General features: G+C 63.4%; 9 protein-coding genes. 5 read left to right on the top strand and 4 right to left on the bottom strand.

All coding sequences use genetic code 11. The annotated features are described in order from the left end of the window. Positions 1–6: 6 nt before the first annotated feature. Positions 7–1,587 (top strand): GH39 family glycosyl hydrolase, encoded by a 1,581-nt coding sequence (locus V6M89_RS02520; RefSeq protein ID WP_332851670.1) that lies wholly within the window; start codon positions 7–9, stop codon positions 1,585–1,587. Positions 1,588–1,699: 112 nt separating this feature from the next. Beyond that, the gene (locus V6M89_RS02525) at positions 1,700–2,434 is read left to right on the top strand and encodes a substrate-binding periplasmic protein (RefSeq protein ID WP_332851671.1); all 735 of its coding nucleotides are present in this window, start codon (positions 1,700–1,702) and stop codon (positions 2,432–2,434) included. A gap of 4 nt (positions 2,435–2,438) precedes the next feature. Here the strand turns inward: V6M89_RS02525 and V6M89_RS02530 are convergent, their stop codons facing one another. The 3 genes from V6M89_RS02530 to pdxR form a co-directional block, all read right to left on the bottom strand. After that, complete coding sequence (locus tag V6M89_RS02530) at positions 2,439–4,163, bottom strand: MAG1210 family protein (protein WP_332851672.1); 1,725 nt, start codon at positions 4,161–4,163, stop codon at positions 2,439–2,441. Next, positions 4,160–4,903: a LemA family protein gene (locus tag V6M89_RS02535; RefSeq protein ID WP_332851673.1), complete on the bottom strand. Its 744-nt coding sequence runs from the start codon at positions 4,901–4,903 to the stop codon at positions 4,160–4,162. The genes V6M89_RS02530 and V6M89_RS02535 overlap by 4 nt, the downstream gene beginning before the upstream one ends. Positions 4,904–4,968: 65 nt before the next feature. Continuing rightward, positions 4,969–6,462, bottom strand: a complete 1,494-nt coding sequence (gene pdxR, locus V6M89_RS02540) for a MocR-like pyridoxine biosynthesis transcription factor PdxR (protein ID WP_332851674.1) — start codon at positions 6,460–6,462, stop codon at positions 4,969–4,971. Between the two features lie 118 nt (positions 6,463–6,580). Here pdxR and gabT point away from each other — a divergent pair, with 118 nt between their 5' ends. Both gabT and gabD read left to right on the top strand, forming a co-directional pair. Continuing rightward, positions 6,581–7,849, top strand: a complete 1,269-nt coding sequence (gene gabT, locus V6M89_RS02545; RefSeq protein ID WP_332851675.1) for a 4-aminobutyrate--2-oxoglutarate transaminase — start codon at positions 6,581–6,583, stop codon at positions 7,847–7,849. A 126-nt stretch (positions 7,850–7,975) separates the two neighbouring features. Continuing rightward, positions 7,976–9,430, top strand: a complete 1,455-nt coding sequence (gene gabD / locus V6M89_RS02550; RefSeq protein ID WP_332851676.1) for an NADP-dependent succinate-semialdehyde dehydrogenase — start codon at positions 7,976–7,978, stop codon at positions 9,428–9,430. Here gabD and V6M89_RS02555 read toward each other — a convergent pair. Beyond that, positions 9,427–10,353 carry a LysR family transcriptional regulator gene (locus V6M89_RS02555; RefSeq protein WP_332851677.1) on the bottom strand — a complete coding sequence of 309 codons (927 nt, stop codon included), beginning with the start codon at positions 10,351–10,353 and terminating at the stop codon, positions 9,427–9,429. The two genes, gabD and V6M89_RS02555, sit on opposite strands and share 4 nt — an antisense overlap. A gap of 95 nt (positions 10,354–10,448) precedes the next feature. On the opposite strand from V6M89_RS02555, the gene V6M89_RS02560 reads away from it, so the two are divergent. Further along, the gene (locus tag V6M89_RS02560; RefSeq protein ID WP_332851678.1) at positions 10,449–11,780 is read left to right on the top strand and encodes an aspartate aminotransferase family protein; all 1,332 of its coding nucleotides are present in this window, start codon (positions 10,449–10,451) and stop codon (positions 11,778–11,780) included. Positions 11,781–11,815 lie beyond the last annotated feature (35 nt).

Raw genomic sequence — 11,815 nt, forward strand, 5'->3', positions numbered from 1 at the left:
GTATCTATGCAGCACTTCAGCACCACCTGTCTGGCGGCAGTCGCCACGATCTGCCTGCCATTGTCGGCCGCAACGGCGGCCGACGCCGGCCATCCGGCGCCGCGCCGCATCGTGGTCGATGTCGCGCAGGCACTCACGCCGCTCGACCGCTTCTACGACCTGTCGGTCGGCTCCGACTACCCTGGCACCTTGCTGCGCGACGACAGCATGGCGCAGTTGCAGACCACGGTCGACGAGCTCGGCTTCCGCTACCTGCGCTTCCACGCCATCTTCCACGACGTGCTGGGCACGGTGCGCGTCGAAGACGGCAAGGTCGTCTACGACTGGACCAAGCTGGACCAGCTGTACGACAAGATGCTGGCGCGCCACATCAAGCCTTTCGTCGAGCTGGGCTTCACGCCCAAGGCGATGGCGACCTCGAACAGCCAGATCTTCTACTGGCAAGGAAACACCTCGCATCCCGACCCGGCCAAATGGAAGGACCTGATCGCGGCCTTCGTGCGCCACATCGAGCAGCGCTACGGCCAGCAGGAAGTGCGCAGCTGGTTCTTCGAAGTGTGGAACGAGCCCAACCTGGACGGCTTCTGGGAGCACGCCGACCAGAAAGCCTATTTCGAGCTGTACGACCTGACCGCCAACACCATCAAGTCCATCGATCCGGCGCTGCGCGTGGGCGGGCCGTCCACCGCCGGCGCCGCCTGGGTGCCGGAATTCCTCGACCACGTGGCCCATAGCGGCGCCGCCGTCGATTTCGTCACCACCCACACCTACGGCGTGGACGGCGGCTTCCTCGACGAAAAAGGCGAGGGCGACACCAAGCTGTCGCCGTCGCCGGACGCCATCGTCGGCGACGTGCGGCGCGTGCGCGAGCAGATCTCGGCGTCGAAATTCCCCACGCTGCCTCTGTACTTCACCGAGTGGAGCACCAGCTACACGCCACGCGACCTGGTGCACGATTCCTACATCAGCTCGACCTACATACTCAGCAAGCTCAAGGCCACCAAGGGCCTGGTGCAGGGCATGAGCTACTGGACCTATAGCGACCTGTTCGAAGAGCCGGGGCCGCCGAGCAAGCCGTTCGAAGGCGGCTTCGGCCTGCTCAATCCGCAGGGCGTCCGCAAGCCCGCGTATTTCGCCTACAAGTACCTGCACGCGCTGAGCGGCAACGAGATCCCGGTCGCCGATGCGCAAGTGATGGCGTCCGCGGACGGCCGCAAGGTGACCGCGCTGGTGTGGGACTTCCAGCAGCCGGAGCAGAAGGTCAGCAACCGGCCGTTCTACAGCCGCGTGGTGCCATCGTCGCCGTCGGCGCCGCTGGCGCTGCGCATCAGCCACGTCAAGGCCGGCAAGTACCGGCTGCAGGTGCGCCGCAGCGGTTTCCGCGCCAACGACGCCTACTCGGCCTACATCGAGATGGGGGCGCCGAAGACGCTGACCCCGGCCCAGGTCGAGCAGCTGCACGGGCTCACCCGCGACCTGCCCGAGACCGACCGCGTGATCAAGGTCGGCAAGAGCGGCGCCGTCGATCTGACCGTGCCGATGCGCAGCAACGACGTCGCCCTGGTGACCCTGGCGCGGGAGGATTAAGACGACGCGACCCTGAGTGCCGGGGCCGTGCCGTCGTATCCGCGCGGCGCGGTCTTTTTTTGCGGATGCGCCAGATCGCATCGGCTATACTGGTCCGTTACAGGGGGCGGCCATGCCGAGGATAGTCATTCTGCTATTGTTGTTGCTGAGCCTGGCTGCGCAGGGCAGGGAGCTGAAGTTTGTCGGCCAGGAATCCCCTGCCTTCAATGCCACTGTGGCGGGAGTCTACACCGGGGCGATGGTGGAAATTGCCCAGGCGGTGTGCGCGCGGCTCGGCCATCAATGCTCGTTTACCGGCATGCCCCTGCTCAGGGCGCTGACGGAAAGCCGGACCGGCCGCGCTGACGCGGTGCTGAGCCTGTTGCTCAACGACGAGCGCTCCTCTTACCTGAATTTCACCGACGGCATTATCGTGTCCCACGTGGCCTTCCTGGGTAATCCCGGCGCGGTTCCGGTGCATAGCGAACGTGAATTGGACGGCTATACGGTGGCCTCGGTGCGCGGCTCGACCACCTTGCGTATGCTGGAAGGCAAGGCCGTCCGCCTGAGCAAGATGCGGGTGGTGGCCGAAACCGATATCGCCACCATCGTGCAAAAGCTGCACGCCGGCCGCTACGGCGACAAGGCGCTGATCTACGGTCCCCAGGCGATGCTGGAAATCACCGCGGCGGAACTGGAGATCAGGACTGTGCCGGTGCTGGTGGCCGACAAGCTGGAGTTCCGCATCGCTTTCGCCAAACACCTGGAGCCGGCCGTCCTGGCCGGCTTCAACAGCGAGTTGCAGAAGCTGCGCGGCGCCGGCGAGCTGGCGCGCATCGCCCGCAAGTATGGGCTGGACGTTGATTGACTAATTAACCGGGCAGCACAGCCGAAACGATGGAGCGGCGAACGATTGCTTTCTTGTACTCGACCCCGCGCTTTTCGAACACCTTGCGCAATGTGGCTCCGTCATCGCTGGCAGGCGTTTGTTCTTTCACCATCATGGCGGATGCATGCCGCACATCGTAGTACTCGGTCCAGTGGACCGGGACGCGGTGGCTGTGGCCGTCGCCACCCCGGACCGAGACATGGTCCACCCGCTCGACGCTACCGTATCCGCTGGCCACGACGCGCACGCGTTGCGATCCGTCGGCGTCGTTTTCCGACGTGGTCTTGAGGATACTCCGGGTAACGCAGTCCGGGTGTTTGAACACCGCCTCGCCGTGGTAATTTGCAATCGCCTCATGCTCCCAGAAACACGATTTGCTGGTGTAGGTGTCCTTGTAAATATCGGAATGAGGACGGTGTTGCTGGTACAACGGGATGGCCAGTAGCGGTGCAATGCCAAAATAGAACGAACGGAAAAAGTCGTTGTGGTAGGTGTTGAAGAAAGTACGCGCATGCGCCAGTTCATAAGCGTGAAACTTTTCCGGCTCGCCGCCAACATCGGTTTCACGCATATGCTCTGGCTCCACGATGTTGATCATGTGCGTTTTTCTAAATTCGAAATCGTCGCCATAGCCGACCAGGTCGTCTTGTAGCAGCTTCAACATCTCCTGCTGCGCCAGTGGCGTGAACAACAGGCGGAACTGCACCTCGTGGTTGCGATCGGTTGCGTCGAACAGGGCATCGAATTCACGGTTGGACATCACCGTGAAAGTCTTTCCTTCCCCCACGTCGCGGGACTTTTTCTCAAGTTTTTTAATGGCGCGATTTTTTCGCATCCTGTCGAAAAAGCCGTCTTCCAGCTTGGACAGTTTCGACGGGCTGCGGCTGAATATAAGATCGGGCGCGGCTTCGTTGCCATAGACGATAAATGTCTGGTTGCCATATTCCGGATACGGCTGTTCAACCGACGCGCGCAGCGTCTCGCGGCGTGTCTCGGTGCGGTATTTGCCGTCGGCGCCGCGAACCTGCTCGGTCCAACTGATATCCAGTGAGCCGTGGTAGGTTCTGCTTCCCATCCAATGCGTCAAAGTGCGCGCCAGAATGAATGGATTGCCATTCAGCACGCCGCTGTGGGAAAAGACGATGGACTCATCGCCACCCAGATCGCCGGACCAGCCGAAACTGTTGCGAAGTTCCGTCATGCGGCCGTTGGAAAAGTACGGATCGAACGCCAGCCGTGGCAAGGTTTTTTGCACCAGCTTGGCGGCGATGTCCCAGTCGAACAGCCGGTTGAGCGGCGCCATCTGACCCCATGCCTCGGCGCGTTTCGCGTCGCGCGCCTGTTCCAGCGCTTTCAAGCGCGCATAGGAATCGTTGATGGTCCGGTTGAGCCAGTAGATCGCAGGCAAAAATGCTGCCGTCGGCGCCAGCATCCACGGCCACGAATATTCCATGTAGATGTACAGCAGCGCCACCAGGGTTGCCGCAATGAGGACGCCACGTAGTACCCGCCACCATTTGTTGGTGGAGCTCGCTCCTCCGGCCTGCTTTTCCAGCAGTCGCAGTTGCTGAACAGTTCTGGCATTGGCATCCGCGTCAACGCCGGACTGGCGCACCAGGTCTTCAAAGAAATTCGACGTGTTATCGATGTGAGCAGTCTTGAATTCGGCCGCGTATTGCTCTAACGGCTCGTGTACGTCATCGATCAAAAGAACGTACCCCTGGCGGCGGCCTTGGTTTCGGCGGAAGCGGTAAATGGAATGCGGGTGGTAAAGCCGGCGCGGGCAGCAACGATCTGCTTGGCGGGCCAGGCAAACACATCCTGGTTCCACATCGCTACGGTGTCGTTGTACAGCGTGCGCGCAGCAGTGATTTCCTTCTGCAGATAGCTGTTCTGCCGCATCGCATCGGCAATGGCGGCTTGCGCCTTCAGGTCGGGATACGACTCGCACGCCATGCTGATGCGCGAAAAAACTCCGTCAATCTGTTGTGAAGCCGCATTGCGTAGCGCGTCCGAACTTCCATCGTGACCGCTTCTGTAGGCCGCCACCGACTTCATGACGTCCTTGTCCAGATCGATCGACTTTGCAACCAGGCCAACGACGTTGTTGAGGATGACGACGCGCTGTTCCAGGTAGTTATCAATCTGCGATGCGTCGGCTTGAATTTTTTGCTGCAGTTTGCGCAAATAGGACAAGGCGTTGATCTTCATGAACAAGAAAATCAGGCCCGGGAGTATGCCCGCCGCCAGAAGTCCAATGCTGTGCAGCTGGGGCAGCGCGTTGGTTGCCAGTGCAATGATTCCGGGAATAGTCCCGACAGTCCACAGCGCAATTTCAAACACCAGGGAGCCGGTGCCGATTTGAACGGGGATCTGTTTGTTGATGACATTGATGTCGCGTCCCTCATGGTCAATCGGGCCGGTGGTTTCGTCTAAATCATTTGCCATAAATAGTATTCCTTAAATCATTGTTTGCTAAATGATCAGTGTAACATTAGTTGTTACCGGGAAATCTATCCAATCCTTGCAGTCAAACGTATCGCCCGCGCCAGCTGCGCGAACGCCGGCGCGATGTGGGCCGATTCCACGCAGGCATAGCCCAGCACCAGCCCGGACTGGCTGCGCGCGTGCTGATGGTAGTAGCCCGACAATGGCCGCACCGCGATGCCCATCTGCTGCGCCGTTTGCGCCACCGCCCGGTCGTCGCAGCCTGGCGGCAGGTACAGGGTCAGGTGCAGGCCGGCATCGGCGCCGGCCGCGTGCACCTGCTCCGGCGCGAACTCGGCGGCGATGGCCCGCTGCAAAATCTCCAGCCTGCTGCCATACAGCAGACGCATGCGCCGGATATGGGCGTTGAAATGGCCGCGCTCGATGAACGCCGCCATGGTCGCCTGCAGCGGCGCGTGGCCGGACCGGTACACCTCTTCCATGCCGGTCACGAAGGCCGGCGCCAGCGCTTCCGGCAGCACCAGGTAGCCCAGCCGCAGGCCGGGAAACATGGTCTTGCTGAAGGTGCCCATGTACAGCACGCGTTCGCCGCGATCCATGCCTTGCAGCGACGCGAGCGGCCGGCCGCCGTAACGGAACTCGCTGTCGTAGTCGTCCTCGATGATCCAGCAGCCGTGGCGCTGCGCATACTCCAGCAACATGCGGCGGCGCGACAGGCTCATCACGGTCCCCAGCGGATACTGGTGCGACGGAGTCACGAAGATGAAGCGCGGCGGCCGCGCCAGTTGGCCTGGCTTCGGGCAGATGCCTTCCTGGTCCAAGCCGACCGGCCGGATCTCCACGCCCGCCGCCGCCAGCATATTGCGCGCGCCCCAGTAGCAGGGATCTTCCACCCACGCCGCGTCGCCCGGATCGCTGAGCAGGCGCATGCACAGGTCGATCGACTGGTGGATGCCGCCGGTGATGACGATCTGCTCCGGCGTGCAGTCCACCGAACGCGACACCTTCAGGTAGTTGGCCAGCGCTTCGCGCAAGGGCTGGTAGCCGCCGCCATGGCCGTAAGTGAGGCTGGCGACCGGCGGATTGCGCCAGATGCGCGATTGCAGCGCGTTCCAGGTCTTGTGCGGGAACTGCGTCACGTCCGGCACGCCGGGCACGAACGCTCCCCATTGCTGATGGGAGGCGCCGGCGTGGGCCACCAGCTTGCGGCCGCGCTGCGACAGGGCGCTGTGCGCACTGGCCGTCGCCGGCTTGCGGCGCGCAGTGGCCGGCGGCGCGCCGTCGAGCATCGGCACGGTGTCGGCGACGTAGGTGCCGCCGCTGCCGCGCGTCTCCAGGTAGCCTTCGGCTAGCAGCTGCTCGTAGCCATACAGGACGGTGTTGCGCGACAGGCCCAGCTGGAGCGCCAGGTCGCGGCTGGACGGCAGGCGCGTGTCGGCCGGCAGTACGCGGTCGAGAATGAGCTGGCGCAGCAGCTGGTAGATCCGCTGATTGCGCGGCTGGCCGGGAACTTTGTCGAGATGGAGCAGCAGGTAGTCGGATACGGTGAAGGTGCGCATGGCCCAGTATAGCGTGGGCGGAATCTTGGTACCATCTAAAAATCGAAATTGGCACTATCAACTGGTGCCAAGACGCGCGACCATGGACGCCTCTTAACTCGTCATGGCAGGAAGCAGCATGGATAGCAATCGCGATTGGCAGCAGCGCAAAAACCAGAGCACCCCACGCGGCGTGGGCGTGATGTGTGATTTCTACGCGGAGCGCGCATTGAATGCGGAGCTTTGGGATATCGAAGGCCGCCGCTATATCGACTTCGGCGCCGGCATCGCGGTGCTCAACACCGGGCATAGCCACCCGCGCATACTGGCCGCCGTCAGCGAGCAGTTGCAGCGCTTCAGCCATACCGCCTACCAGATCGTGCCTTACGCCTCCTATGTCGCGCTGGCCGAGAAGATCAACCAGATCACGCCAGGTACCCACGCTAAGAAGACAGCCTTCTTCAGCACCGGCGCCGAGGCGGTCGAGAACGCGATCAAGATCGCCCGTTCCGCCACCGGCCGCGCCGGCGTGATCGCCTTCAGCGGCGGCTTCCACGGCCGCACCATGATGGGCATGGCGCTGACCGGCAAGGTCGAACCCTATAAAACCGGCTTTGGCCCTTTCCCGGCGGAGGTGTTCCACGTGCCGTTCCCAAACGCGCTGCATGGCGTCACGGTGGAGCAGTCGCTGGCCGCGCTGAACACGTTGTTCAAGGCCGATATCGAACCGAAGCGGGTGGCCGCCATCATCATCGAGCCGGTGCAGGGCGAGGGCGGTTTCTATGTCGCGCCGCCGGAATTCATGCGTGCCTTGCGCGCGCTGTGCGACACCCACGGCATCTTGCTGATCGCCGACGAGATCCAGACCGGCTTCGCCCGCACCGGCAAGATGTTCGCGATGGACCACTACGACGTGCTGCCGGACCTGATGACGATGGCCAAGAGCCTGGCGGGCGGTTTGCCGCTGTCGGCGGTGTGTGGCCGGGCCGAGATCATGGACGCGCCGGGACCGGGTGGCTTGGGCGGCACCTACGGCGGTAATCCGCTGGCGGTGGCGGCGGCGCACGCGGTGCTGGACGTGATCGAAGAGGAGCGGCTGTGCGAACGCGCGGTGACGGTGGCGCAGCGCCTGCGCGACAGGCTGGAGGCGGCGCGCGCCGATGTGCCGGAGATCGCCGAGGTGCGCGGCATCGGTGCGATGCTGGCGGTGGAGTTCCGCGACCCGCAGAGCGGCGCGCCGAACCCCGCCTTCACCAAGAAGGTTCAGACGCACGCGATGAGCAATGGCTTGCTGCTGTTGACCTGCGGCGGCTACGGCCAGGTGATACGTTTCCTGTGCCCGCTGACGATAGGCGATACGGTGCTGGACGAAGCGCTCGACATTCTCGACGCAGCCCTGCGCGCGTAACGAAGCCTGGAAATACCGTCATTCCCGCGAAGGCGGGAATCCATACGTCGCGTGGTCAGAGGCGGAGCATGGATTCCCGCCTGCGCGGGAATGACGGATTAACGTGTCCATAAGGAGAGACGAATTATGCTGAAGCTAACAGATCCATCCCTGCTGCGCCAGCAGGCATACATCAACGGCGAGTGGAGCGATGCCGATGGCGGCGCCACGCTGGCCGTGACCAATCCCGCTACCGGCGAACAGCTCGGCGCCGTGCCGCTGATGGGCGCCGCCGAAACGCGCCGCGCCATCGCCGCCGCCAACGCGGCCTGGCCGGCCTGGCGCAAGAAGAGTGCCAAGGAACGCGCCGCCATCCTGCGCAAGTGGAATGACCTGATCCTGGCAAACGCAGAAGACCTGGCGCAGTTGATGACGGCGGAGCAGGGCAAGCCACTGGCCGAATCGCGTGGCGAAGTGGCGTATGGCGCTTCCTTCATCGAATGGTTCGGCGAGGAGGCCAAGCGCGTCGCCGGCGAAACCTTGGCCTCGCCATGGACGGACCGCCGCCTGCTGGTGACAAAGGAGCCGATCGGCGTCTGCGCCGCCATCACGCCATGGAACTTTCCGATCGCGATGATCACCCGCAAAGTCGGCCCGGCGCTGGCCGCCGGCTGCACCATGGTGCTCAAGCCGGCGGAAGCGACGCCATTCTCCGCGCTGGCGCTGGCCCTGCTGGCCGAACGCGCAGGCGTGCCGGCCGGCGTGTTCAGCGTGGTGACCGGCAAGCCGAAGGACATCGGCGCCGAGATGACTTCCAACCCCACCGTGCGCAAGTTGACCTTCACCGGCTCGACGGCGGTCGGCCGTCTGCTGATGGAGCAAAGCGCCAAGACCATCAAGAAGCTGTCGCTGGAACTGGGCGGCAACGCGCCGTTCATCGTGTTCGATGATGCCGATCTCGATGCGGCGGTGGAGGGCGCGCTGGCCTCCAAGTACCGCAACGCCGGTCAGACCTGCGTCTGCGCCAACCGCATCTACGTGCAGGACGGCGTGTACGAACAATTCGCCGACAAGCTGGTGGCCGCCGTGGCCAAGCTCAAAGTCGGCAACGGCGCGGACGATGGCGTGACCCAAGGGCCGCTGATCGACGAGAAGGCAGTACAAAAGGTCGAGCAGCACGTGGCCGACGCACTGGCCAAGGGCGGGCGCCTGCTGGCCGGCGGCCGGCGGCACGCGCTGGGCCACAGCTTCTTCCAGCCGACCGTGATCGCTGACATCACCAGCGACATGATCGTCGCCACCGAGGAGACCTTCGGCCCGCTGGCGCCGCTGTTCCGCTTCAAGAGCGACGAGGAAGTCATCGCGCTGGCCAACGACACCGAGTTCGGTCTGGCCAGCTACTTCTACTCGCGCGACATCGGCCGCATCTGGCGCGTGGCGGAGGGGTTGGAGAGCGGCATGGTCGGCGTCAACACCGGGCTGATCTCCAACGAAATCGCACCGTTCGGCGGCGTCAAGCAATCGGGCCTGGGGCGCGAAGGATCGCGCCACGGCATCGACGACTATCTGGTGATGAAATACGTCTGCCTGGGCGGACTCTAACGAGCGTGCGCATCCAGCAGGCATTGCTGGAACGCGAGCGCTACCCGCGACGGCCGGGGCGAGCCGCGCAGTATCGCGACGAAATCGCACTCGTAGCGGAATAGCGATGGATTTACGGCGCGCATCTTGCCATCCGCTACGAAGCCCCGCGCATAATGGTCCGGCAAGAACCCCAGGTACTTGCCGGACAAGATCAGCGTCGCGATCGACTCCTGGTCGAAACCCGTGGCCTTGCGCGGCAGCCGCACCTGCTGGCTGATCTCCATATTGGGCGAATGATAGCCCAGTCCCGCGAACTGATAACTACGGATGCCGTGCCAATCCAACCCGGCGTCGGCCCGCGCAAACAGCGGGTGATTCGCGCCACAGTGCAGCAGCATCGTCTCGCCGAACAGCGTGTCGTAGCTCAGGCTTTCCGAACTACGGTGCGCCGGAATAATCCCGACCTGGAACTGGCCGTCAATGACGCCGCGTTCAATCATGTTGATCGTCGCGACGTGGAAGTTCAACGCCACATCCGGCGCCAGTTCGGCAAACAAGGCTATCGCCTCGCTGATCTTGCAGGCCGGATTGCTGGCCGTCTTGTCGAATACCGCCACGTGCAGCTGGCCGCCCATGCGGCGATGGATGTCGTCCACGCTGGCGCGAAAGATGTCGGCCGAGGCCAGAAGGCGCTGGGTCTCCTCGTAGATGCGTTCGCCCTCGGCGGTCAGCGCAAAACCGGCCCGGCCACGGCTGCACAGGCGCAGTTTCAGCCGTTCTTCCAGATCCTTCACATGCCGGCTGACCGTGGAGATGCCGATGTTGAGCTCCAGCCCGGCCGCAGCCATGCCGCCGCAATCGGCCACGCTTTTAAACACTTGCAGCAAGCGAAAATCCATGTCGCTCAACTGTCCCAGTACGGCCTTGGTCTTTGGTTGCATAAAACGCTAACTAAGCAGTGATAGATTGATAAATATGGAAGTGAAATCTTACCCTAGAATCGACGCCATCAACGCTTTTTTAACAGGAGACGAACATGAAGCAAGGCGACACCCGTACCGACGCCGCTTGGCTGGAGGCCCACTGGATGCCGTTCTCCGGCAACCGCAATTTCAAGGCCGACCCGCGCATCATCGTCGGTGCACAGGGCAGCTACTACACTGACATCGACGGCCGCCGCATCTTCGACGGCCTGTCGGGCCTGTGGTGCAGCGGCCTCGGCCACGGCCACCCGAAGATCACCGAAGCCGTCAGCCGCCAGATGGCAACGCTGGACTACGCGCCGGCCTTCCAGTTCGGCCATCCGCAGTCGTTCGCGCTGGCCAACCGCCTGAAGGAGCTGACGCCGGACGGACTCGATTACGTCTTCTTCACCGGCTCCGGCTCGGAAGCGGCGGACACCTCGCTGAAGATGGCGCGTGCCTACTGGCGCGCCAAGGGGCAGGCCAGCAAGACCGTGCTGATCGGCCGCGAGAAGGGCTATCACGGCGTCAATTTCGGCGGCATTTCCGTCGGCGGCATCGCCGGCAACCGCAAGATGTTCGGCCAGGGCATCCAGGCCGATCACCTGCCGCACACCCAGCTGAAGCAGAACGCCTTCTCGCGCGGCATGCCGGAGCATGGCATCGAACTGGCGGACGAGTTGCTCGACCTGATCGCGCTGCATGACGCATCGAACATCGCCGCCGTCATCGTCGAACCGTTCTCCGGTTCGGCCGGCGTGGTGATACCGCCGAAAGGCTATCTGCAGCGCCTGCGCCAGATCTGCGACGCCCACAACATCCTGCTGATTTTCGATGAAGTCATTACCGGCTTCGGCCGCGTTGGCGCCTACACCGCCGCACAGGCTTTCGGCGTCACGCCGGACATCATGAACCTGGCCAAGCAGGTGACCAACGGCGCCCAGCCGCTCGGCGCCGTGCTGGCCTCGAAAGAAATCTACGACACCTTCATGGCCAATGGCGGCCCCGAATACATGGTCGAGTTCGCGCATGGCTACACCTACTCGGCACACCCGGTCGCCTGCGCGGCGGGCCTGGCGGCGCTGGATGTGCTGGTCGGCGAGCAGATGATCGAGCGGGTGCAGGGCCTGGCGCCGCATTTCGAAGACGCGGTGCACAGCCTCAAGGGCAGCAAGCACGTCACCGACATCCGCAACATCGGGCTGGCAGCTGGCCTGACCATCGCCGCGCTGCCTGGCGAACCGGCGCGCCGGCCGTACGAGATCGCCATGAAGTGCTGGCGCAAAGGCTTTTACGTACGCTACGGCGGCGACACCATCCAGCTGGCGCCGCCATTCATTTCCACCCCGGCCGAGATCGACAGCCTGGTCTCCGCACTGGGCGAAGCCATCCATGAAACCGCCTGATGTAGCGCCGAATAGCCGCTTAAGCGTCATTCCCG

This window comes from Duganella sp. S19_KUP01_CR8, assembly GCF_036688705.1.
Classification (GTDB): Bacteria; Pseudomonadota; Gammaproteobacteria; order Burkholderiales; family Burkholderiaceae_D; genus Rugamonas.